Here is a 23,118-nt window from a genome sequence, read left to right on the forward strand (position 1 = left end):
AGACAAACTTCTTGAAATAAGCGGTTGGAGGTCAGGTGCGACAGCAGGGCGGTGACGCCTCTCTCCTGCGCAGGCTCAACTCGGCGGCGATCCTGCGCATCCTGCGCGAGACCGAGGTGGCCACGCTGTCGGAGCTGGCGAGGGCGGCCCGCGTATCCAGGCCGACCGCCGAGGTCGTCGTGGAGGACCTGCTCGCCGAGGGGTGGGCGGAGGAGTGCGGCGAGGAGCAGGGGGACCGCCGGCGCGGGCGGCCGGCCAGGCGCTTCCGGTTCCGCGCGGCGGCCGGGCACGTGGTGGGGGTCGGCGTGGGCGCGTCCGGGCTGCGGGCCATGGTCACCGACCTCAACGGCGCCGTCGTGGCCGCGCGCCGCGTGCCCGGCCACCCCTCGGCGCCCGCGGGCGACCGGCTCGACGCCATCGCGGAGCTGGTCGGCGCGGTGGTGGCCGAGGCGGGGCTGACGGTGCCGGACGTGGCCGCCGTGGGCGTCGGCACCACCGGGACGGTGGACGGCTCGGGCAGGGTCGTCAAGAGCGTCGCGCTGGCCGGGTGGACGGGGCTCGACCTGCGGGGCGAGCTGTCCCGCAGGATCCCCGCGCCGGTGCTGGTGGACAACGACATGCGGCTGGCCGTGCTGGCCGAGCACTGGCGCGGCCAGGCGCGGGGCCGCCAGGACGTGGTCTACCTCTTCACCGGCAGCAGGCTGGGGCTGGGGCTGCTCATCGGCGGCAGGCCGCATCGCGGCGCGCACGCCGCCTCGGGCGAGATCGGGCGGCAGCCCGGCGACCACTGGCGGGCCTACCGGCACATGACCGACTACGCGATCTCGGTCGAGCCCGGGGAGATGCGCTCGCAGCGCGAGGCCGCCGAGTTCGCGATCCAGCGGGCCCGAGCGGGCGACGAGCAGGCCGTGCGTGCCGTCAGGGACTTCGCCCGCCATCTCGGCGAGGGCCTGATCACGGTGGTCAACCCGCTGGACCCGGAGATGGTGGTGATCGGCGGCAGCCTGGCCAGGGCCGGTGACCTGCTCATCGAGCCCATCAGGGAGAGGTTCGCGGAGGTCTGCCTCTACCCGCCGGTCGTGGTGGCCTCGGGTCTCGGCGGCGAGTGCATCGCGCTGGGGGCGGTCAGGCTGGCGCTCGAGCATGCCGACCGGCAGCTCTTTACGCCCGCGCCGTGAAGAGATCTGCCGGAAAAGAGGGCATACCAATCATGTTTGCGTAGAACCGCATGATTTAAGCTGGCTTCTTGGATAAATCGGCGCTGTCGGAAGGAACCCCCGTGGAAGACCTGCGCATCGGAGTCATCGGCCTCGGCCTGCGGACCAGCCTCGCCCTGGCGGCGCACCGGCCCGGCAAGGGCGCGGTGGTGGCCGCGCTGTGCGACTCCGACCCGGCGGTGCTCAAGAGGCAGGCGGGCAAGTTCGAGGCAGAACTCCTCACCGAGGACTACCGCGAGCTGCTCGACCGGCCCGACCTCGACGCCGTCGTGGTGAACACGCCCGACGACACGCACGAGCGCCTGGCCATCGACTGCCTGCGCGCCGGCAAGGCCGTCTACCTGGAGAAGCCGATGGCCATCACGGTGGAGGGCTGCGACAACATCCTGCGCGCCGCCCGCGAGAGCGGCACCAGGCTGTACGTCGGGCACAACATGCGGCACATGGGCGTGGTGAGGCTGATGCGCGACATCATCGCCAAGGGCGTCATCGGCGAGCCGAAGACGGTCTGGGTGCGCCACTTCGTCTCGTACGGGGGCGACTACTACTTCAAGGACTGGCACGCCGACCGCACCCGTACCACCGGCCTGCTCCTGCAGAAGGCGGCGCACGACCTCGACGTGATCCACTGGCTCGCCGGCGGCTACACGACCAGGGTGAACGCCCTGGGCGACCTCATGCTCCACGGCGACCTGCCGCGCCGCGCGCCCGGCACCCCGCGGCCCGACGGCTGGCTCCAGGAGTACGAGTGGCCGCCCACCGCACGCAGGAACCTGCACCACGTCGTGGACGTCGAGGACGTGTCGGTGATGAACATGCGCCTGGACAACGGGGTCATCGCGGCCTACCAGCAGTGCCACTTCTCGCCCGACTACGTGCGCAACTACACGGTGATCGGCACCGAGGGCCGCCTGGAGAACTTCGGCGACGGGCCCGGGGACACGGTCAAGGTGTGGAACACCGGGCCCACCGGGTACCGGGACGACTGCGACATCGCGTACAGGGTGCCGGCGGCGACGGGCTCGCACGGGGGCGCGGACATGGAGATCGTCACGGAGTTCCTCAGGTTCGTCAGGGAAGGCGGGGCGACCGACACCTCGCCGGTGGCGGCCAGGATGAGCGTGGCGGCCGGGTACATGGCGACGATGTCGCTGCGGGACGGCGGCATGCCGTACGACGTGCCGGCCCTGGACGCGGACCTGGCGGCGTACTTCGACCGCGGCCAGACGGAACCGGGGAGCGCGTCCGGACAGTAGACATATGTGGATATGTCGACACGCGCCCGCATCCGTGCCGGCGACCAAGAGGCGTTCGGACGGCTCTTCGACGAATGCGCGAAGGCCGTCTACAACCATGCCTTCCGGCTGACCGGCAACTGGTCCACCGCCGAGGACGTGATGGCGCTGACCTTCCTGGAGGCCTGGCGCTTACGGGAGCGGATCGATCCCGAGGGCGGCTCGCTGCGGCCCTGGCTGCTGGGCATTGCCACCAACGTGCACCGCAACGTGCGCCGGGCCGCCCGCAGGCACGACGACGCGCTGGCCAGGATGCCCAGGGGCGAGACGGTGCCGGACTTCGCCGAGGAGGTCGTGGGCCGCATCGACGACGCCGAGCGCCTGGCCGCCGTGCGCGCGGCGTACGGGCGGCTGCGCCGCCAGGAGCAGGACGTCTTCGCGTTGTGCGTCTGGGCCGGGCTCGACTACGCCCAGGCGGCGGAGGCGCTCGGCATCCCGGTGGGCACGGTGCGCTCGCGGCTCTCGCGGGCCCGCAAGAAACTCGCCGACGCGGGGGAACCCCCTCCCGGCAGCCGACAGGTAGTAGGTGACCAAGGCCCGGCGAAGGAGGAGATCCGATGAACATGCCGGCTGAACGCGATCTTCCCGAGGGCCGTCACCGACTGCTCAAGGAGTTCGTGATGACCGAGATCGACGCGACCCCGCGCAGGCGCCGCCTGCCCCGCCTCACCGTCCTGGCCCCCGCCCTGGGGCTGGCGGCCGCCGCGGCGGTGGCGGTGCCGCTGTTCCTGGGCGGCTCGCCCGCCTACGCGGTGTCCAAGCTGCCTGACGGGCTGATCCACATCGACATCAGGGAGGCCAAGGACCCGGACAAGCTGGAGGCGGACCTGCGCGACATGGGGGCGAACGTGGTCGTGGACTACATCCCCCAGGGCAAGAAGTGCGAGCCCCAGCCCCGCAGCAGCCACTTCCTCAGCACGGAGGAGGCCCCGCTGCACGTGTTCCCCACGCCCGAGGACGCCGGGCCGGGCTTCGTCATCGATCCCCGCGTGATCGGGCCGGACCGGACGGGGGTCCTGGAGTTCAGCGTGTCGGAGAACAACGGAGGGGTCATCGCGGGGATCTGGGCCCGGGTGGGCGAGGGGCCGATCGCCGAGTGCACCCTGGTGGACACCACCGAGGCGCCGCTGTCGCACTGATCGGGGCGCGGCTCCCAGGAACGGCGCCCTCGCCGGGGCGGGGAAGGGCGAGGGCGCCTGCCGCCGCGCACGCGGCAGGCGCCGCCAGGCTCAGCGCTCGGCCTCGGAAGGCTTCTTGTCCAGGTCGGGGAAGGGCGACGGCTCCTTGACCGCCTGAGTGATCTGCCGCGGCCCGTTCGGGCTCTCCGCCTCCTGGGCGTCGGCCACCGCTTCGGCCGCGGCCTCCGAGGCCTTGGCCGCCTCCTCGTCGGCCGCCGAGGTGTCGGGCACCTCGTCCCGCGTGGCCGCCGAGCGCGGCAGGGCCTCCGTGAACGCCTTCGAGACGCCCTGCAGGGCCGAGGTGACCTCGCTCGGGATCACCCAGAACGTGTTGCCGTCGCCCTGCGCGAGCTGCGGGAGCACCTGCAGGTACTGGTAGGCCAGCAGCTTCGGGTCGGGGTCGTTGCGGTGGACCGCCTGGAAGACCTGGTCGATGGCGCGCGACTGGCCCTCGGCCTCCAGGATCGCGGCCGTGCGCTGGCCCTCGGCGCGCAGGATGCGGCTCTGCTTGTCGCCCTCCGCCGTGAGGATCTGCGACTGCCGCTGGCCCTCGGCGTTCAGGATCGCCGCGCGCTTGTCGCGCTCGGCCCGCATCTGCTTCTCCATCGCGTCCTTGATGGTCTTCGGCGGGTCGATGGCCTTGATCTCGACGCGGTTGACCCGCAGCCCCCACTTGCCGGTGGCCTCGTCGAGCACGCCGCGCAGCTGGCTGTTGATGGTGTCGCGGGAGGTGAGGGTCTTCTCCAGGTCCATGGAGCCGACGACGTTGCGCAGGGTGGTGACGGTGAGCTGCTCGACGCCGGTGATGTAGTTGGCGATCTCGTACGCCGCCGCCCGCGGGTCGGTCACCTGGAAGTACAGGACGGTGTCGATCTCGACGACCAGGTTGTCCTCGGTGATGACGGGCTGGGGGCGGAAGGAGACGACCTGCTCACGCAGATCGATCACGGGGTAGACGCGGTCGATGTACGGGATGACGAAGTTGAGCCCGGGTTTGAGCGTCCGGTGGTAGCGGCCGAGGCGCTCGACGTTGCGGGCACGGGCCTGCGGGATGATCCGCACCGCCTTCAGCAGGGTCATCACGGCAAAAAGTATGACGAACAGTCCGACCAGCAACAGCGGATCCATGGGTCACTCCCGGGGATATACGAGGGCTGTCGCCCCTTCGATCTCGATGATGTCGACCGTCGCCCCAGTGGGGATCACGAGCGTCTCGTCGTAGGCACGCGCCGACCATTCCTCGCCCCCGACGCGCACGCGGCCGTCGCGGCCCGTCACTTCGGACACGACGTACGCGGGTTTACCGACGAGCGCTTCCACACCGAACCGCTGCAACGGCGGCTGGTTGATATGACGCATCGCGATCGGCCTGAGCACCAGCAGGCCGGCCGCGGAGGACACCGCGAAGAAGATCAACTGCAGAGGCACGGGCAGACCGAGGGCCGCCGTGGCGGCTGTCAGCAGAGCCGCGGCGCCCAGCAGGCCGAGCGAGGCCGTGAGCGTGAATATTTCGGCCACGCCGAGGACGACCGCGAGGATTATCCAGATGATCCATTCATCCATGTCCTGGCCCTCCTGGTGGGACAACGGGCCTGCATCCGCGAGTGGTTCCTCCTCCCTCTACCGTAGTCCCGATATCAGCGCTGCGGGACCCTCGCGCCTGGGTCGTCGATTTCCGGCAGCGCGCTGCCCTGCCGCCATTTCTCCCACGGCAGTTGCCAGAAACCCCAGCCGTTGTCCCATTCGAGGACGCGGTCGGTGCCCGTGATCGTGACGGGGTCGCCGCGCAGCGAGGAGGCGTAGAACCAGGCCGCCTGGTCAGGCCTGGCGTTGACGCAGCCGTGGCTGACGTTCGACCGGCCCTGGGCCCACACGTTGTCCTTGGCGTGCACGTATTCCCCGCTGTTGGAAATGCGCACGGCATGGTCGATCATCAGGTCGTAATAACCGGGATCACCTTTTTGCCGGCCGGGGGAGATCATGCGCACCGGATTTCCCTTGTCCATGGTCAGATGAATGCCGCTGGTCGTGGTGTATTCGGTGGTGGTGGCCATGCCGGCGCTGATGGCCATGCGCTGGGCGACCGTGCCGTCGCGCAGGACGACCATCTGATGGGTCCTGGTGTCGATGGTGCTGGTCTGCCTGCGGCCGACGGTGAAGGCGAAGGTGGAGTCGGTGGCGCCGTAGAGGCCGTCGCCCGCGCGCACGCCCGCCAGGTGCGCCGTGACCGTGACCTGCTGCCTGGACGACCACAGCCGCCGGGTGCGGTAGACCACCTGCGTGTCGGAGGTCCACCGCCAGGCGCCTTCCAGCGGCGCCTGCGCCCGCACCTCGAGCGCGCGCTCGACGGCCGCCTTGTCCTCGATGGGCGCGTCGAAGTCGATGACGATCGGCATGCCCACGCCGACCGTCTCGCCGGGCAGCGGCGCGGTGGTGGCCACCTGGAACGTCCGGGCGGCGGTGCGGGTGCGCAGGCGGCCCATCGCGACCGTGGCGGGCGCGCCCTCGCGGGTGGCGGTGGCGGTCACCGTGTATTCGGCCCCGGGCCGGAGAGTCCAGTCGGTGCGCCACGTCGTGCGAGAGTCGTCGAGCCGGCCGGGCACCGGCTCGCCGCTCTCGTAGACCAGCACCTGGGTGAGCGTGCCGCCCTGCGACCTGATCACCAGGCCGCGATCGGTCCGGGCGCGCTTGGAGTCGAACGGCGGCCAGACCTGTACGACGGGCGGCGCCGCCGGAGGCCCTGCCGCGCCGGAACCGCAGCCACCGACCAGGAGCAAGCACCCGCAGACCAGGAGAAAGGCGACACAAAACGTCGCGGCACGCCGCATGTGACTCCTGCTTTCCGAGGGAAGGGGTGGTCCCAGGGTAGCGGGGAGTCACCGTGCAAGCACACGGAGTCAGCTATCCGACAGTTCCGGAAACTTCGCCCAATGTCAGCCCGCCAGCGGTGGCCCGGATCGTCACCGTGTCGCCGTCCTGCAGGAACGTGCGCGTCTCGCCGCCCGACAGCTTGATCGGATCGGTGCCGTTCCAGGTCAGCTCGATGAGCGAGCCGCGCTCGCCCCGCTCGGGGCCCGAGATCGTGCCGCTGGCGAACAGGTCCCCGGTCCGCAGCGAGGCCCCGTTCACCGTCAGGTGGGCGAGCATCTGGTCGGGCGTCCAGTACATGGCCGAGTACGGCGGCCGCGACACGACCTCGCCGTTGAGCAGGATCTCCAGCTCGATGTCCAGGCCCCAGTCACCCTGCCTGCGCAGGTACGCGGCCGGCTCCGGGTCCTGGGCCCTGCCGGGGATCCTGGGCAGCGCCTCCAGCGGCGTGACCCAGGGCGAGACCGACGTGGCGAACGACTTGGCCAGGAACGGCCCCAGCGGCACGTACTCCCACGCCTGGATGTCCCGCGCGCTCCAGTCGTTGACCAGCGTCACCCCGAACACGTGGTCCTCGAACGCCCCCGCGGGCGAGCCCATCGTGGTCGGCACGCCCACCACGAAGCCCAGCTCCGCCTCGATGTCGAGCTTCTGGCACGGCCCGAACACCCCCGCCCCGAGCTGCCCCTGGGGCCGCCTGACCGGCGTGCCCGACACCACGACCGTGCCCGACCTGCCGTGGTAGCCGACGGGCAGGTGCCGCCAGTTCGGCTGCAGCGGCTCCGAGCCCGGGCGGAAGATCTTGCCGATGTTGCTCGCGTGGTCGATCGAGCAGTAGAAGTCGACGTAGTCGGCCACCTCGAACGGCAGGTGCAGCCGCACCTGGTCCAGCGGGATCAGGTGCCGCTCGGTGACGGACCGGTCGCCGGTGAGCTTGTTCCTGATCAGGGCCCTGGTGTCGTGCCAGGCCACGCGGCCCCTGGCCATGAACGGGTTGAGCGAGGGGGCGGCGAAGACCTCGTCGTGCAGGGCGGCGGCCAGGTCGAGCACCTTGTCGCCGTACCGGACGCCGACCCTGGGCTCCTGCCCCGGGCAGGAGAAGACGCCGTACGGCAGGTTGTCCACATCCCAGCTCATGAGATCAGCCCCAGCGTGCGCAGGTCGTCGATGGGCGCGCTGGTGTTGCACGAGCCGTAGCTCACCAGCAGTTGCCGCGCCCGCCGTGCCGTGTCCTCCTGGACGGCGTTCGCCATCCGTACGAGATGGCCGACGTCGGTCGTGCGCAGCACGGGCGCCGGGTCGCGGCCCTCCACGGCCTCGCAGACGCCCAGCAGCAGGTTCAGGAAGCCGTGCCGGTCCACGCCGAGCGAGGGGTCGAAGTGGCGTACGGCGTGGTGCAGCCCGGCCGAGGCCTTGAACGGGATGCCGCTCTCCGCGCAGGACCTGATGAACTGCCCCAGGTGCTCGACGGGCGGGAACGCCTCGGCCGTCGTGCCGCCGCAGCGCACCTTCAGCCCGACGCCGTCGGGCACGTCCACGGCCATCTTGCGCGGGGGCACCTCGGCGAACAGCCGCACGCCGTCGCGCAACTCCAGCCGTCCGGCCAGCTCCTCTACGGAGGTGTCGGGCGGCAGCCGCATCTCGACGTAGTCGACCGGCAGGTCGCCCCAGTCGGGCAGCGTGCTGGTGTCCGCGATCAGCCCGATCCTGCGCGGCCGGTAGTCCATGCCGCGCAGCCGCTCCAGGCGGCTGGCCGGGCAGAGGAAGCGGTGGGTGAGCACCTCGCTGCCCCGCTCCAGGTCGCGCCGGTTGCGCTTCAGGGCCTCGTCCATGTGCAGGGACGTCGGCGGGAACAGGCCCGCGTCGTCCACCAGTGCGGTGTAGAGATTCATCGTGCCCAGGTCCAGGCGTATCCGGGGTCCTCGCAGGACAGTGCGCCCTGGCCGAGGTCGAGCGGGCGGAACGTGTCCACCATGACGGCCACCTCGCTGGTCGTCGTGACGCCGCGCGAGACGGCGTCGATCACCGCCTCCACGGCTCCCGGCTGCGGCCCGTGCGTGAAGCCGGCCGGGTGCAGCGAGATCGAGCCCACGTCGATGCCGGAGCCCGCGCGGGCCGAGTAGTCGCCGCCGACGTAGAACATGAACTCGTCGGAGTCCACGTTGTGGTGGTTGTACGGGATCGGCACGGCCTCCGGGTGGTAGTCGAGCGGCCGTGGGCAGAACGAGCACACCACGAACCCCGGCCCCTCGAACGTCTGGTGCACCGGCGGCGGCGCGTGCGTCTTCTTCACGATCGGCTCGAAGTCCTCGATGTTGAACGCGAACGGATAGAGGTATCCGTCCCAGCCCACCACGTCGAACGGGTGGTTGCGGTAGACGAGCCTGGTCAGCCCGCCGCGCGTGCGGACCAGGACCGGCACCTCCTCGCCCTCGACGACGAGCGGCTCGGACGGGGCGCGCAGGTCGCGCTCGCAGTAGGGCGCGTGCTCCAGGAACTGGCCGTACTGCGACAGGTAGCGCTTGGGCGGCCTGATGTGCCCGGCCGCCTCGATGGCCAGCACGTTCGCCGGGCCGCCCTGCGGGACCCAGCGGTGGATGGTGCCGGTCGGGATCACCACGTAGTCGCCCTCGGCGGCCTCGATCACGCCGTACGTGGACTCGAAGCGCGCCCGCCCCCGCTGGACGTAGACGCACTCGTCGCCCATGGAGTTGCGGTAGAGCTCGCTGGGCTGGTCACTGGTCGCGTACGACAATCGGACGTCGCCGTTGCCGGCCAGCGTCATCCGGCCGGTGACCAGGTCGCCCGCGCTGATGAGGTCCTGGGTGCGGAAGTGGCGCGGCGAGAGCGGCAGGTTGGGTTCGAGCCGCGTCTCCACGGCCGGCGTGACCGCGTCGGCCTTGATGATCGCGGTAGGCAGGTGGCGGTGGTAGAGCAGCGAGGAGTCGGACGAGAAACCCTCCTCGCCCATCAGCTCCTCCGCGTACAGACCGCCGTCCGGCCGTCTGAACTGCGTGTGCCGCTTGCGCGGCACCTCTCCCACGACCCGGTAGTACGGCATCGGCCCCTCCATGCCTGTCCGACTATCGGACGTAAGTGTCCTCTATATGAAACTACCGTCCGCCATCGGCGAGGAGATGTCAACCCAGAGCGGCGGCCAGCTCCGCGGCGGCGGCCACCACGCGCGGCCCCGTGGACTCCTCCAGCGGCCCGAACGTCACCACCCCCACCGACGCCTCCAGCCACGGCAGCCCGGTCACGGGCGCGGCGACGCCTCGTGCCCCCTCCTGCAACTGCCCCTCCGTCACGAAGTAGTCGTGCCGCCCCTCCCGCAGGGCGAGAATCGCCTGCCCCGCCGCGCCCTTGGCCAGCGGATGGCGCGAGCCCTCGCGGTAGGCCACGTGCATCTTCGTCCAGGACGGCTCGACCACCGCGACGGCCAGCCCGTCGTCACCCTCGGCCACGGTCAGGTGCGCGGTCGCGCCCACCTGCTCGGCCAGCCGCCGCAACGTCGGCACCGCCGCCGCGCGCAGCAGCGGCTGCACGGCCTGCGCCAGCGCCAGCACCCCGAACCCGAGATGCACCCGCCCCTCGGCGTCCCTGCGCACGAACCCCTCGCCCAGCAGCGTCGTCAGCAGCCGGTACACCACGGGGCGGCTCAGCGACAGCTCGGCGCTCAGCTCGGTCGGCGTGCGCCCGCCCTTGCCGTCGGCGAGCAGTCGGAGCAGGCGGAGCCCGCGTTCCAGGGTCTGAGCTGATTCAGCGGCCATGCGACCGATTATGGAGTCACGCTCTGCTGTGAAGGGGACGGTGAAGGGGGTACGTATCGGCGTAGAAGAGCAGGGGGGTAATGATGCGGCAAACGTGGGTTCTCCTGCTTGCCGGGTTGGCGATGTGCGCCCTTTCGCCTGCCATGCCCTCGCTCACCACGCCCATGGTCCCGATGGCCCGCGAGACGCCCGCCGACCAGAGCCTGGTGGAGAGCACGTTCTACGTCACCGTGGGCATCGAGGTGAACCAGTCGCTGCTGCCCGTCGCCAAGGGCGCCACCTTCCGCCCCGCCTACCTCGCGGTCGGCGTCAAGGTCGACCAGGGCGGCCGCCTGTACGGCAAACCGCAGCGCTCCGGCACGTTCGTCGCCACCGTGCAGGTCTGCTCCGGGGCGTCGTGCCGCCAGCAGGACGTCACGCTCGTGGTGCTGGCCAACGTGCCGTGGGAGCCGCGCGAGCTGACCTTCCCCGGCAAGGCCGGCACGGCGCTGAGCGGTGAGATCGGCATCAACGGCGGCCCCGCGGGGGTGGTGCCCACCTTCACCGTGACCGACCACGACAAGGTGCCCGAGGGCGTGAGCATCGGCCCCGACGGCCAGGTGGGCGGCGTCCCCGCCGCGCCCGGCATCTCCGAGGTGCCGGTGCGCATCTGCGTGGCGGGCAACTGCGCCGGCGTGGTCGTCCGGCTCATCATCGTCTGAGTCTTGTGGCGGGGCCCGGTTTCCGGTCACCGTGGTCTCATGAAATCGGTCATTGTGGTCGGAGCGGGCATTTGGGGGTCGTCGCTGGCATTGCGGCTGGCCGAAACCGGCTGGCGGGTGACGCTGGTCGAGCAGCACAGGCCGGGGCACGTACGGCAGGCCAGCGCCGGCGAGACGCGGCTGCTGCGCTGCGCCCACGGGGCCGACGACTGGTACGCCCGCCGCGCGTGGGAGGCCAGGGACGGCTGGCGGCGGCTGGGCGAGCGGGCGGGGGAGGAGCTCTACCTGGAGGCCGGGATGGTGTGGTTCGCCAGGACCCCCGGCGGGTGGGAGCACGCCAGCGCCCAGGTGCTGAAAGGACTGGACATCGAGTGCGAGGAGCTGGACCCGGCCGACGGCGCCAGGTTCTTCCCCGACTTCAGCGGCGACGGCCTCAGCTTCCTGCTCTGGGAGCCGAACGCGGGCGTGATCAGGGCCAGGCGGGCCACCCAGGTGACCGCCGGCCTGGCGGCGTACGCCGGGGTCCGGCTGGTCAGGGCGCGGGCGCTGCCCGTGCCGGAGGAGAGCGCGGTCATGGTCGACGGCGAGCTCCACCGCGCCGACCGGGTGGTGTGGGCGTGCGGCGCCTGGCTGCCCCAGCTCTTCGACGGGCTGCCGATCACCGTGACCAAGCAGGACACGCTGCACTTCGCGGTTCCGCCCGCCTGGTCGGTCCCCGAGACCCCGGCCTGGGTCGACTACGACGCCTCCGCCTACGGGCACGGCGACGTGGACGGGGTGGGCATGAAGTCCACCTCCGACGCGGAGGGGCGGCCGTACGAGCCGGAGCACGGCAGCCGCGCGGTCGACGCGGACAGCGTCGAGCGGGCCGCGGGCTACCTGGGCCGCAGGTTCCCCGCGCTGGCGCAGGCGCCGGTGCTGTTCAGCCAGGTCTGCCAGTACGCGCTCACGCCGGACGCCGAATGGCTGCTCGCCGAGACCGCACCCGGCGTGTGGCTGCTCGGCGGGGACTCGGGGCACGGGTTCAAGCACGCGCCGGCGCTGGCCGGGTACGTGGCGGGCGTCCTGGACGGCGAGCACGCGCCGGACCCGCGCTTCGGGCTGCACGAGCGTGTCCCTACCCGTGGCCTGCGGACAAGCGGTCAGACGGGGTAGGGCGCACCCCACCGGAACTCGGGGGACGGCGGGCATGATCCGGACAGGGTGCGCGACGGAGACTGCGGTATCACCACTTTTTCCGGAGGTTCCGTCATGAGCACCACCACCACTGCCGTCAGGATCGAGCCGGCCCCGCCCGTCGTGCACACCGCCGCCATGCTGTGGCTGTCGGCCGTCGCGTTCGGCGCGTTCGAGGCCGTGCTGATGATCGGCAAGCTGCTGTACGAGGGCACGCCGGTGCTCGACGTGCTGCCGCAGGGCGGGTTCCGGCTGGCCGTCTTCGCCGGTGCGGTCTTCCTGGCGCTGAAGCTGAAGGGCGGCGCGAACTGGGCCCGCTGGACGCTGGCGGGGACGCTCGGCGTGTTCGGCACGATCTCGCTGGTCAAGGAGCCGATCGAGTGGCTGCTCGCGGGCGGCTCGATCGCCGAGGCCATGGCCGGGGCCGACGCGATGGCGTGGGTCTTCGCGGCCAGCCGGGTGCTGCACGTGCTGGCCGTGCTGGGGGCGCTGGTGCTGATGTTCCAGCCCAGGGCCAACGCCTACTTCAGGTCGGCGTGAGCGGTGGCCCGTGGCTCCGGCGCGCGCAGGTTGCGCACGCCGGGCGACAGCAGCGCGGCCAGCGTGGAGATCACCACGATGACCGCGCAGCCGAGCAGCGACTCCCGGGTGCCGAACCAGCCCGCCGCGGGCCCGGCCAGCAGCAGCCCGATCGGGCCGAACATCAGCGAGCCGAGCAGGTCGTACGAGCTGACCCGCGACAACGACTCGGCCGGGATCTCGCGCTGCATCGTGGTCTGCCAGAGCACGCCGAACACGTCGAAGCACACGCCGAGCACGAACGCCCCGCCGACGATCGCCCACAGCGGCGCGTCCAGCCCGAGCAGCAGGTACGGCAGCGCGGCAGGGAAGCAGAGCAGCACCCCGACCAGGATCGGGCGGCGCGGCCGCACCCGCAGCGACACCAGCACGCCGACGATCGTCCCGACGGCCTCGCCCGCCAGGAAGCCCGACCAGGCCAGCGGCCCGCCCAGGCTCTCCTTGGCCAGCAGCGGCCCGAGCACGCCGTGCCCGGCCTGGATGGCCATGACCAGCAGCGAGAACTGCGCGACCACGACCCAGATCCACTGCCGGGAGCTGAACTCCCGCCAGCCGTCACGCAGGTCGGCCAGCACCGAGTGGGCCTCGCCCCGTGAGCGGTCGCCGGGCGCCAGCCGCAACATCGCGATCAGCACGCCCGCGACGGAGAACATCGCGCCGCTCGTGATCAGCGCCCAGCCCCCGCCGACCAGCACCACCGTGCCGCCGCCGAGCACCGCGCCGGCCACCCGCGAGGCGTTCGCGCCCAGGCCGAGCAGCGCGTTGCCGGTCTGCAGCCGCTCCGGGGGGACGACCTCGGGGATGATGCCGGTGAGCGCCGGGAACGTGACCGCCGTGGCCACCCCGGCCAGCGCCGCCGCCGAGATCAGCGCGGGCATCGGGGTCCAGCCGGTGAGCAACATGACGCCCAGCGCGAAGAACCCGGCCGCCATGAGGAGCTCGCCCGCCATCATCACCCGCTGGCGTGGGAGGCGGTCCGCGATCACGCCGCCGACCAGCATGAACGCGATCATGGGCAGCGCCTCGGCGGCGAGCACCGCCGACAGCGTGGAGGCGGTCGCGCCCGGCAGGTTGAGCACGCCGAACGCCAGCGCCACGGGGGCGAACGCGCTGCCGAGCATGGAGATCGTCCGCGCCGACAGCAGCAGCGCGAAGCGGCGGTCCCGGAGCAGGCCGAGGTCGCGGAGAAAACTATGCATCGGCGCAAACTCCCTAAAAGCAGCCAAACCCCGCTATTCTGCCGCAACTCACACCCGCTGTCGTGTGGATATTTATTGTCACGCCGGCAACAAGACCGGTCGCGGAATGTGCTTGAGCCGGGCAAGAATCACGCCTGCTTCTCCCGTAATTTGCTAGGTCCTGCTCACGGTGAGGGGGACCAGGCATGCGCGAGATGCTGATCGCACAGGTGGCCCGGTGGGCCCGGGAGATCCCGCAGGCGCCCGCGTACACGTTCGTCGACCACCTCGGGGGCGGCACGCGGCACACGCTCACCTGGGGGCGTGCCGACCTCAAGGCCAGGGCGCTGGCCGTGCGGCTGCGCGAGCTGGCGGCGCCGGGCGAGCGCGTGGCGGTGCTCGTGCCGCAGGGGCTGGACTACGTGGTGGCGATGCTGGGCGCGATGTACGCCCGGCTCGTCGCGGTGCCGCTGTTCGCGCCCGGGCTGCCGGGGCACGGCGAGCGGCTGGCCGGGGCGTACGCCGACGCCGACCCCCTGATCGTGCTGACCACGGCCCCCGCGCTGCCCGGCGTCACGGACTTCCTGGCCACCATCCACGCCCCCAAGCACGTGCTCGCCGTGGACACCGTCTCCGACCTGCTCGCCGACGAGTGGGAGCCCGAGCCGGCCGGGCCGGACGACCTGGCCTACCTGCAGTACACCTCCGGCTCCACCCGCACGCCCGCCGGGGTCGAGATCACCCACGGGAACCTCACCGCCAACGCCACCCAGCTCTGGGAGCTGTTCCGGGCCAGGCCCAGGACGTCGGTGGCGGCGCTGTGGCTGCCGCTCTTCCACGACATGGGCCTGGTCGCCACCGTCGCGATGCCGATGATGGGCGGGAACCAGGCGGCGTTCATGGATCCGGTGGCGTTCGTCATGCGGCCGGTGCGGTGGTTGCGGCTGCTGTCGGAGTTCGGGGACGTGTTCACCGCCGGGCCCAACTTCGCCTACGAGTACACCGCCGCCCGCGTCACCCCCGAGGAGAAGGCCGGGCTGGACCTGTCCGGGGTGCGGGTCATGCTGAACGGCGCCGAGCCGGTGCGGCCGGGGGCGATCGAGGCGTTCGACGCGGCGTTCGCCGGGTGCGGGCTGCGACCCGAGGCGCACACGCCCGCGTACGGGCTGGCCGAGGCCACCGTCTTCGTCACCGCCACCGGGCGGGACGAGCGGCCCGTGACGACCGTCTTCGACCGCGACGCGCTGCGGGACGGGCGCGCGGTGCCCGCCGCCGCGGGGTCGTGCCTGGTGTCGTGCGGGCGCCCCCACGGGCAGCAGGTGCGCATCGTGGACCCCTCCGGGCGGGCCCTCCCGGACGGCGAGGTGGGCGAGATCTGGGTGCAGGGGCCGAACGTGGCCCGCGCCTACTGGCGCGATCCCGCGCGCAGCGCGGAGGTGTTCGGGGCGGTGCTGGAGGGCGTGGACGGGACCTGGCTGCGCACCGGTGACCTGGGGGTGCGGCACGACGGGCGGCTGTACGTCACCGGGCGGATCAAGGATCTGGTCATCGTGGACGGGCGCAACCACTACCCGCAGGACATCGAGGCCACCGCGCAGGAGGCCCATCCGGCGGTGCGGCGGGACCGGGTGGCGGCCTTCTCCCTGCCCTTCGACGAGGGCGAGCGGCTGGTCGTGGTGGCCGAGCGGTCGCGGGCCGGGGAGTCCGCCGGCGCGGAGGAGGTCGGGCGGGCGGTACGGGCCGCCGTCCGGAAATATCACGATCTAGCGGTGCACGACTTCGTGCTGACCGGGGCCGGGACCGTGCCGAGGACGTCGAGCGGGAAGATCGCCCGGCAGGCGTGCCTCCAGGCGTACCTGGAGGGTCTGTTTGTTTGAGTCGGCGGGCCGCCTGGTCTACCGGGGCCGGTGGACCCTGCTGGCGCTGACCCTGGCGGCCGCCGTCCTCGTCGCGCCGTTCGGCCTGGAGCTGTTCGGCCGGATGGCCGACGGCGGCTTCGAGGACCCGCGTGCCGACTCCACCACCGCCGCCCGCTGGAACGACGAGTGGTACGGCGGCCACGCCCCCGACGTCGTCGTCCTCTACCGGCACCCCTCGGTCAAGGTGCGCGACGCCCGGTACAAGGCCGCCGTGCACCGCTCGCTGCGGGCCCTGCCGGGCCGGCACGTGCGCGCGATGGCCACGTACTGGACGACCAAGTCCAAGAAGATGGTCTCCGAGGACGGGCACTCGACGTACGCGATCGTCACGCTCAAGGGCGACGAGCAGCGCGCCTACGCCGCCATCGCCGACCGGCTCAGGAACGTCGACAACCTCTACGTGTCGGTCGGCGGCTCCGTGCCCCTCCTCGACGAGCTCAACGACCAGACCGCCGCCGACCTCACCCGCGCCGAGGCCATCTCCATGCCCGTGCTGCTGGTGCTGCTCGTCGTCGTCTTCGGCAGCCTCGTGGCCGCCGGGCTGCCGCTGGTCGTGGGGCTGCTCGCGGTGCTCGGCGCGCTGGTGCTGCTGCGGCTGCTCACCTCCGTCACCGAGGTGTCCGTCTTCTCGCTGAACGTCGTCACCATGCTCGGGCTCGGCCTGGCCATCGACTACTCGCTGTTCGTGCTCAAGGCGTTCAGGGAGGAGATCGCCCGCGGGGCCACGAACGAGCAGGCCGTGGTGCGGACCATGGCCACGGCCGGGCGCACCGTGGCCTTCTCCGGGCTGACCGTCGCCACGGCGCTGCTGGGGTTGTTGCTGTTCCCGCAGATGTTCCTGCGCTCGATCGGGCTCGGCGCCGCCGCCGTGGTGCTCGTCGCGGTGGGGGCCGCGCTGATCGTGCTGCCCGCCGTGCTCGGCGTGCTGGGGCCGCGCGTGAACGCGTTACGCATCACGCCCGACTTCGGGCCGCGCAGGGAGGGCGGGCTGTGGCACTCCGTGGCCTCCAGCGTGATGCGCCGGCCCGTGCTGTATCTGGTGGCGGTGAGCGTCGTGCTGGTCGCGCTGGCGGTGCCGTTCCTGCACGTCAAGTTCGGGAACGTGGACCACAGGGTGCTCCCGGCCGCCTCCGAGAGCCGCCGCGTCGCCGAGACCCTCGACCGGGACTTCGCCCGCAACGCCATGGCCGCGATCGACGTGCACGTCCTGGTCGAGCGCTCCTTCACCGGCGCGCCGCCGCTTCCTGGGCCGCTCGGGCAGGGCCACACGCCGATCAGCGCCGTCACCCCCGTGAGCCCCGTGGACGTCCGGCCGCTGGCGCGGCGGCTGGAGCGGCTGCCCGGCGTCACGGACGTCGAGGTGGCGGGCCTGTCACAGGCGAACGGGGCGGTGCGGCTGGCCGTGCGGTACGCCTCGGACCCCATGTCGGACGAGGCCAGGGCCCTCGTACGGTCGATCCGCGCCCTCTCGCCCGAGCCGAACGTGCGGCGGGTCGTGGTCGGCGGGCCCACGGCGGCCCAACTGGACCTCCAGGACAGCCTGGTCGCCACGCTGCCGTGGATGGCGCTCGTGGTCTGCTCGGTCACGGGGGTGCTGCTGTTCGCCGCGTTCGGGTCGCTGGTGCTGCCCGTCAAGGCGCTGCTGATGAACGTGCTGTCCATCGGGGCCTCGTTCGGCGTGATCGTGTGGGCCTTCCAGGACGGTCACCTGGCCGCCGCCCTGAACTTCACCTCCACCGGGTCCATCGAGGCCACCGTGACCGTGCTCATCCTGGCCGTGGTGTTCGGGCTGTCCATGGACTACGAGCTGTTCCTGCTGTCGCGGGTGCGGGCGGAGTGGCTGCGTACGGGGGACAACACCGCCGCCGTCGCCGCCGGGCTGCAGCAGACGGGCGGGGTGATCACCAGTGCGGCGCTGCTGTTGCTGGTCGTGATCGGGGCCTTCTCCACGGCCGGGATCACGATCGTGAAGCTGCTCGGGGTGGGCATGTTCGTGGCGATCGTGGTGGACGCGACGCTGGTTCGGGCGCTGCTGGTGCCTGCGTCGATGCGGCTGATGGGCGGGGCGAACTGGTGGTTGCCGCGGTCGTGGCGCGCCTTCCACCACCGCATCGCACTCCGCGAGGCCGCCCCGGCCCCCACCCCGGCCCCCACCCCGGCCCCCACCCCGGCCCCCACCCCGACCTCCGCCTCGGCATCGGCCTCCGCCTCGGCCTCCGCCCCGGCACCGGCCTCCGCCCCGGCCACTCCGGCCTCCGCACTGGCCCCGGCACCGGCTCCGGCCTCCGCACTGGCCCCGGCACCGGCACCGGCATCGGCACCTGTGCCGCGCCCCGCCGCCGGTACGCCGTCCGGCGTGAGGCTGCCGCGGGCGATCACGCCGACTCCTGAGGACGCGCCGCCCGCGGTGACCGTGAACGGCCGGCCGGCCGTCTTCGGGGCGGACACCGATCCCGTGCCGCTTCCCGCCGCGCCCGCGCGACCGGGCGCGTCCGCGCTCCCCGCCGCGCCCGCGCATCCGGCCGTGTCCGGGCGACCTGCCGTGTCCGCGCAACCCGCCGCACGGGAGCTCCAGGCCGAGCCCGGCGAACATGGCGGGCCCGGCGAAGATGGCGGGCCCGGCGAAGATGGCAGGCCCCGCGAACGTGGTGGGCCCCGCGAACGTGGCGAACGCGGTGCACGTGGCGAGTCCGGTGAAGGTGCTGCCGCTGGTGAGGGTGATCAGGCCGGGCGGCGGGTGGGCTGGGTGCGGGTGGTGGAGAGGCGCGCCCGGGTGGTCCGGGCGTTGCCGGGCGGCGGCTGGACGTGGGTGGAGGTGGACGAATGAGCCTGACCGCCACCGGGGCGCGGCGGCGGCCCGTCAGGGCCTGGGCGCTGTTCCTCGTCACGGGCGCGGCCGGTTTCATGACCACGCTGGACAACACGGTCGTCACCGTCGCGATCCCCAGCATCCAGCGCGACCTCGGCGCGGGCCTGGCCGACCTGGAATGGGTGGCGACCGGGTACATCCTGACCTTCGCGGGCCTCATGCTCGCCGGCGGGCGGCTGGCCGACGTCCACGGGCATCGGCGGGTGCTGCTGGCGGGGCTGGGGGCGTTCACGGTGGCCTCGCTCGGCGCGGGCCTGTCAGGCTCCGTCGGGGTGCTGGTCGCGGCCCGGCTGGCGCAGGGGGCCGGGGCGGCGTTGATCCTGCCCGCGACGCTTGCCGTGCTGGCCGGGCGGGAGGAGCGGCAGCGCTCCATGGGGGTGGCCGTGTGGATGGCCTCCGGGGCGGCGGCGCTGGCGCTCGGGCCGGTGGCGGGCGGCTACCTCAGCGAGCATGCGCACTGGAGCTGGGTGTTCCTGGCCAACGTGCCGCTGGGCGTCGCGATCATGGCGCTGGTCACCGTGGCTGTCCCCGATGGCGCGGGCGACCCTGGCCGCCCTCGTGCTCGTGTGGCCGTCGGGCCCGGCGGCGCCGACCGGCCTGGCCGCCCTCGTGCTCGTGCGGTCGCCGGGCCGGGCGGCGCCGGCCGGCCTGGCCGCCCTCGTGCTCGTGTGGCCGCCGGGTCGGGTGGCGCCGACCGTTCGCGTGCCCGTGCAGCCGGCGGGCGGGAACTGGACGTGGCCGGGGTGGCGGCGTCGGTGGTGTTCCTGGCGGCCGGGACGTTCGCGTTGATTCATGGTGGGGCGCACGGGTGGACGTCGCCCGCCGTCGTGGTGGCGGTGCTCGGGTGCGCGGGCGGCGGGGTGGCGTTCGTGGTGGCCGAGCGGCGGGCCCGGGAGCCGATGGTGGAGCTGGGGCTGTTCAGGGTGCGGAGCTTCGCGGGCGGGGTGGCGGCCCAGGTGCTCTGGGGGCTCGGGGTGAACGGGGTGTTCTTCTATACGGCGATCTTCCTGCAGGGGGTGCTCGGGTTCACGCCGACGGACTCCGGGGTGGCGTTCGTGCCGCTGGCGCTGCTGGTCGTGATCGTCACGCCGGTCGTGCCGCTGGTGGAGCGGCGGCTGGGGGCCGGGCGGACGGTGGCCGCCGGGCTCGTGCTCGTGGCCGCCGGGATGGCGCTGGCCGCGACGCTGGAGGCGGGGGACGGGTGGGGGCGGCTGCTGCCCGCCGTGTGCGCCATCGGGGTGGGCTCGGCGCTGACCATGCCCCTGGGGTCGGCGGTGCTGGGCGCCGTGCCGGAGGCGCGGGCCGGGGTGGCGGGTGGGATCTTCTCCGTGAGTCGCGAAATTTCGGGACTCTTCGGGATCGCGGCCGTCGGGGTGATCGTGCACGCCGCGGGCGATTTCGCCACCGGGTACGCGGTAGGGCTGCTGGCGGCGGCCGGGCTGGTGCTGGCCGGGGCGCTGATCAGCCTGGTGACCCTCCCATGAGGCCGCGGTCGCCGACCCGGGAGGCGGCGGGGACGTGAGGGTGGCGGTGCTGGGGCTCGGGTCACGAGGGGACGTGCAACCGTGTGCGGCGCTCGCCCGGGAGCTGGCCGCGCGCGGGCATGCGGTCACGCTGGTCGCGCCCCGCCGATACGCCTGGCTCGCCCGGCGCGGCGACGGGGACGTTGCGCCGCCAGAGTGCGGCAGCGGCGGAGGCATCGCGCCGCCAGAGTGCGGCGACGGTGGCGTTGCGCCGCCAGAGTGCGGCGACGGTGGCGTCGCGCCGCCAGAGTGCGGCGACGGAGACATCGCGCCGGCGAAGCGCGGCGGCGAGGACGTCGCGCCGGGCGATCGCGGCGACCGGTACGGCGCGACGGCGGGGCCCGGGGTGGCGTTCGCCGCGTTGAGCGTGGATCCGCCGGCGGTCGTGGAGAGCGAGGAGGGGCGGCGGTGGCTGGGGAGCGGCCCGCTGGGGTTCGTGCGCGGGTTCAGGACCGTCGTCGAGCCGCTGGCCACCACCCTGGTCAAGGAGGTGGATGCCGCCTGCGCGGGCGCGGACCTGGTGCTCGCCCCCGCCCTGGGCGCCTTCGGCCGCCACCTGCACGACCGGTACGGCATCCCGTACCGGATCCTGCACTTCCAGCCCAGCGAGCCGACCCGAGAGTTCCCCAACCCGCTGGTGCCGCCGGCGACCCTGGGCCCGTTGGGGAACCGGGCCAGCTACGCCGTGATCGAGCGGCTCGGCTGGCTGGTGCTCGGCCGCATGGTGAACCGGCTGCGGTCGAGCGTCCTGGGCCTGGGGCCGCTGCGCGGGAGCCCGTTCGCGGCGGATCGGCGGGCGCGGGTGCCGGTGTTGTGCGGGGTGAGCCCGCTCGTCGTGCCCCGGCCCGCGGACTGGCCCGGGCACGTGCACCTGACGGGCTACTGGCGGCTGCCGGCCGCGGAGGCGGACGGCGGCATCGAGGACTTTCTGCAGGCGGGGCCCGCGCCGGTGTTCGTGGGGTTCGGGAGCATGGTGCCGGGCGAGCCGGAGCGGGTGGCGGCCGAGGTGGCCGGGGCGCTGCGGCGGGCGCGGATGCGGGGCGTCGTGCAGGGGCTGCCGGTGGCCGAGGACGATGACGTGCGGGTGGTGGGGGAGGTGGCGCACGAACGGCTGTTCCCGAGGATGGCGGCCGTCGTGCACCACGGCGGCGCCGGCACCACGGGGACGGCCCTGGCGGCGGGGGTGCCGAACGTGGTCTGCCCGTTCTTCTCCGACCAGCCGTTCTGGGGCAGGCGGGTGGCGGCGCTGGGGGTGGGGCCGCGGCCGTTGCCCGTGACCGGGCTGACCAGGGACGAGCTGGCGGCGCGGCTGATCGCCGTACATGAATATCGGGAGAACGCCGTACGACTGGGACGGCTACTACGTGTTGAGCATGGCGTGAAGAACGCCGCGGATCTCATTGATCGTCCTTGATCGTCCAGATATGGTTCATATGCCCACGATCACCCCCTGGAAGTTAGGTGCCATGAGACGGCGGCTACGGCAGGTCTTCATCATCGGTCTCACCCTTTCGCTGCTGGGGATCGGTGTCCCCGCCTACTCGGAGGACGGCGACAGGAACTGCAACGACGAGCTGCCCCCCGGCACCCCGTCGTACGTGGTGTGCACCTGGCTGAACACGCCGGAAGAGGCCCTGGACACCGCGCTTTTCTGGCTCGGCAACGACGGCGAGAACATGGAGAACGCCGCCCCGATCCCGCCGATCATGATCGACTGCGGCGAGGCGGGCAACGAGTGCCCGACCGACGCCGAGGGCGACGGCCAGCTCCACGACGTCGACTCCCCTGACGTGCCGGGCGCCGAGGACGGCGGCACGCCGGAGTGCCAGAACGGCGAGCAGTGCTACGTCGACCCGAACTCGATCACCGCCGCCGAGAAGACCGCCGCCCAGGCCACCCCGGCCGGCCAGGCCACGCAGACCATGGCCCAGACCCAGACCACCATGCGAGTCTGGATCGAGACCGAGCTCGCCGACGACTACAAGGCCGGCAAGCTCACCGAGGCCGCCAAGAAGATCGCCGCGCTGGTCGCCACGCAGCCCGGGGTCGTGGGTGTCAGGTTCACCTCGCAGCTCGGCTACAACCAGACCTTCGCCACGGCGGACGAGCTGGACAAGTTCGTCTCCGAGACCGCGACCGCGCTGCGCACGCTGCTGCCGGGCAAGAAGCTGGCCGCGCACACGGTGGTGCCGGTGCTCGGCTGCGGCGCGGACCAGGCCTGCACGGCCGAGCTGACCAAGAAGTACCCGCTGCTCGACCCCGAGCGTATCGGCGCCTGGCTGAGCAAGGGCTACCTCGACCAGCTCGCCCTCGACAGCGGTCACTTCGCCACCGAGTACGCGACCTGGAAGATCGACGCCACCGCCGCCCAGCGCAACCAGTGGGCCCAGGTCCAGGCCCGCGCCTGGGACGCCTACGCGCAGATCGCCGCCGAGGACGCCTCGTTCGCCGCCGCCGGTTCCTCCGCGCTGACCGAGGAGCAGGTCACCAAGGCGATCGCCGAGCGGATCGCCGCGCCGCTGCGCGAGGACGCCGCCGAGACCGTCACGCTCTGGTCGCGCTGGCAGAACGACCAGGGGCAGGTCAGCCGGGTGTACGGCGAGAAGTGGGCCGCCAACACCACGTGGGAGCAGCTCAAGAAGCTCGGCACGATCAAGCCGCGCCTGGCCACCGTCTACGACCCGGCCCACCCCGAGGTGGACCTGGCGACGGACCTGAAGAACCTGTCTGAGGTGTTCGGCCAGGTGTACCTGCACACCTCCTGACCCCCGAACCAGCGCGAGGGCCGGGGGGGGGCGGCCCGGGCGGGGGCGCGCCCCCCGCGGGGTGGGCGGGGGAGGGCGTT

The 23,118-nt window shown here is 72.6% G+C and carries 20 protein-coding genes; 12 read left to right on the forward strand and 8 right to left on the reverse strand.

The window, feature by feature from the left end; translation table 11 throughout:
* Positions 1 to 35 precede the first annotated feature (35 nt).
* The 4 genes from AB0I79_RS57720 (at position 36) to AB0I79_RS57735 (ending at position 3,651) form a co-directional block, all read left to right on the forward strand.
* A complete protein-coding gene (locus AB0I79_RS57720; RefSeq protein WP_357893598.1) occupies positions 36 to 1,178 on the forward strand; it encodes an ROK family protein in 1,143 nt (380 codons plus the stop codon).
* Between the two features lie 101 nt (positions 1,179 to 1,279).
* Complete coding sequence (locus tag AB0I79_RS57725; protein WP_357893600.1) at positions 1,280 to 2,473, forward strand: Gfo/Idh/MocA family oxidoreductase; 1,194 nt, start codon at positions 1,280 to 1,282, stop codon at positions 2,471 to 2,473.
* Positions 2,474 to 2,485: 12 nt separating this feature from the next.
* Positions 2,486 to 3,073, forward strand: a complete 588-nt coding sequence (locus AB0I79_RS57730; protein WP_357893602.1) for an RNA polymerase sigma factor — start codon at positions 2,486 to 2,488, stop codon at positions 3,071 to 3,073.
* Positions 3,070 to 3,651, forward strand: coding sequence for a hypothetical protein (locus tag AB0I79_RS57735; RefSeq protein ID WP_357893604.1), 582 nt, complete (start codon positions 3,070 to 3,072; stop codon positions 3,649 to 3,651). Before AB0I79_RS57730 ends, AB0I79_RS57735 begins: the two co-directional genes overlap by 4 nt.
* 90 nt (positions 3,652 to 3,741) lie before the next feature.
* Here AB0I79_RS57735 and AB0I79_RS57740 read toward each other — a convergent pair whose 3' ends face one another.
* The 7 genes from AB0I79_RS57740 to AB0I79_RS57770 all read right to left on the reverse strand — a co-directional run bounded on the left by AB0I79_RS57740 (position 3,742) and on the right by AB0I79_RS57770 (position 10,328).
* Positions 3,742 to 4,818, reverse strand: coding sequence for an SPFH domain-containing protein (locus tag AB0I79_RS57740; RefSeq protein WP_357893606.1), 1,077 nt, complete (start codon positions 4,816 to 4,818; stop codon positions 3,742 to 3,744).
* A 3-nt stretch (positions 4,819 to 4,821) separates the two neighbouring features.
* Positions 4,822 to 5,253 (reverse strand): NfeD family protein, encoded by a 432-nt coding sequence (locus AB0I79_RS57745; protein ID WP_357893608.1) that lies wholly within the window; start codon positions 5,251 to 5,253, stop codon positions 4,822 to 4,824.
* Positions 5,254 to 5,327: 74 nt separating this feature from the next.
* Positions 5,328 to 6,467, reverse strand: a complete 1,140-nt coding sequence (locus AB0I79_RS57750; RefSeq protein ID WP_357893610.1) for an Ig-like domain-containing protein — start codon at positions 6,465 to 6,467, stop codon at positions 5,328 to 5,330.
* Between the two features lie 124 nt (positions 6,468 to 6,591).
* A complete protein-coding gene (fahA, locus tag AB0I79_RS57755) occupies positions 6,592 to 7,695 on the reverse strand; it encodes a fumarylacetoacetase (RefSeq protein ID WP_357893612.1) in 1,104 nt (367 codons plus the stop codon).
* Positions 7,692 to 8,450, reverse strand: a complete 759-nt coding sequence (locus tag AB0I79_RS57760; RefSeq protein ID WP_357893614.1) for a hypothetical protein — start codon at positions 8,448 to 8,450, stop codon at positions 7,692 to 7,694. Before AB0I79_RS57760 ends, fahA begins: the two co-directional genes overlap by 4 nt.
* Positions 8,447 to 9,619: a homogentisate 1,2-dioxygenase domain-containing protein gene (locus AB0I79_RS57765; RefSeq protein ID WP_357893615.1), complete on the reverse strand. Its 1,173-nt coding sequence runs from the start codon at positions 9,617 to 9,619 to the stop codon at positions 8,447 to 8,449. The genes AB0I79_RS57760 and AB0I79_RS57765 overlap by 4 nt, the downstream gene beginning before the upstream one ends.
* Before the next feature lie 79 nt (positions 9,620 to 9,698).
* Positions 9,699 to 10,328, reverse strand: coding sequence for a helix-turn-helix domain-containing protein (locus tag AB0I79_RS57770; RefSeq protein WP_185100440.1), 630 nt, complete (start codon positions 10,326 to 10,328; stop codon positions 9,699 to 9,701).
* A 143-nt stretch (positions 10,329 to 10,471) separates the two neighbouring features.
* Here AB0I79_RS57770 and AB0I79_RS57775 point away from each other — a divergent pair, with 143 nt between their 5' ends.
* The 3 genes from AB0I79_RS57775 to AB0I79_RS57785 all read left to right on the forward strand — a co-directional run bounded on the left by AB0I79_RS57775 (position 10,472) and on the right by AB0I79_RS57785 (position 12,745).
* On the forward strand, positions 10,472 to 11,029 hold the full coding sequence (locus tag AB0I79_RS57775; RefSeq protein WP_357893616.1) for a hypothetical protein: 558 nt from the start codon (positions 10,472 to 10,474) through the stop codon (positions 11,027 to 11,029).
* 39 nt (positions 11,030 to 11,068) lie between these two features.
* Entirely contained in the window at positions 11,069 to 12,184 is a 1,116-nt protein-coding gene (locus tag AB0I79_RS57780; RefSeq protein WP_357893618.1) for an FAD-dependent oxidoreductase, read from the forward strand.
* Between the two features lie 96 nt (positions 12,185 to 12,280).
* Positions 12,281 to 12,745 carry a hypothetical protein gene (locus AB0I79_RS57785; protein ID WP_357893620.1) on the forward strand — a complete coding sequence of 155 codons (465 nt, stop codon included), beginning with the start codon at positions 12,281 to 12,283 and terminating at the stop codon, positions 12,743 to 12,745.
* Here AB0I79_RS57785 and AB0I79_RS57790 read toward each other — a convergent pair.
* Entirely contained in the window at positions 12,727 to 13,983 is a 1,257-nt protein-coding gene (locus tag AB0I79_RS57790; RefSeq protein WP_357893622.1) for an MFS transporter, read from the reverse strand. The genes AB0I79_RS57785 and AB0I79_RS57790 overlap by 19 nt on opposite strands.
* A gap of 185 nt (positions 13,984 to 14,168) precedes the next feature.
* Between AB0I79_RS57790 and AB0I79_RS57795 the strand changes: the two genes are divergently transcribed.
* The 5 genes from AB0I79_RS57795 to AB0I79_RS57815 are packed head-to-tail and all read left to right on the forward strand — an operon-like array spanning position 14,169 to position 23,038.
* Complete coding sequence (locus AB0I79_RS57795; RefSeq protein ID WP_357893624.1) at positions 14,169 to 15,839, forward strand: fatty acyl-AMP ligase; 1,671 nt, start codon at positions 14,169 to 14,171, stop codon at positions 15,837 to 15,839.
* Positions 15,832 to 18,708, forward strand: coding sequence for an MMPL family transporter (locus tag AB0I79_RS57800; protein WP_357893626.1), 2,877 nt, complete (start codon positions 15,832 to 15,834; stop codon positions 18,706 to 18,708). Before AB0I79_RS57795 ends, AB0I79_RS57800 begins: the two co-directional genes overlap by 8 nt.
* Positions 18,705 to 20,234 (forward strand): MFS transporter, encoded by a 1,530-nt coding sequence (locus AB0I79_RS57805; protein WP_357893628.1) that lies wholly within the window; start codon positions 18,705 to 18,707, stop codon positions 20,232 to 20,234. Before AB0I79_RS57800 ends, AB0I79_RS57805 begins: the two co-directional genes overlap by 4 nt.
* Before the next feature lie 46 nt (positions 20,235 to 20,280).
* Positions 20,281 to 21,687 carry a nucleotide disphospho-sugar-binding domain-containing protein gene (locus AB0I79_RS57810; protein WP_357893636.1) on the forward strand — a complete coding sequence of 469 codons (1,407 nt, stop codon included), beginning with the start codon at positions 20,281 to 20,283 and terminating at the stop codon, positions 21,685 to 21,687.
* A 52-nt stretch (positions 21,688 to 21,739) separates the two neighbouring features.
* Positions 21,740 to 23,038, forward strand: a complete 1,299-nt coding sequence (locus tag AB0I79_RS57815) for a hypothetical protein (RefSeq protein WP_357893630.1) — start codon at positions 21,740 to 21,742, stop codon at positions 23,036 to 23,038.
* Positions 23,039 to 23,118: the final 80 nt, after the last annotated feature.

This window comes from Nonomuraea sp. NPDC050202 (assembly GCF_040656115.1).
In the GTDB taxonomy this organism is placed as follows: Bacteria; Actinomycetota; Actinomycetes; order Streptosporangiales; family Streptosporangiaceae; genus Nonomuraea.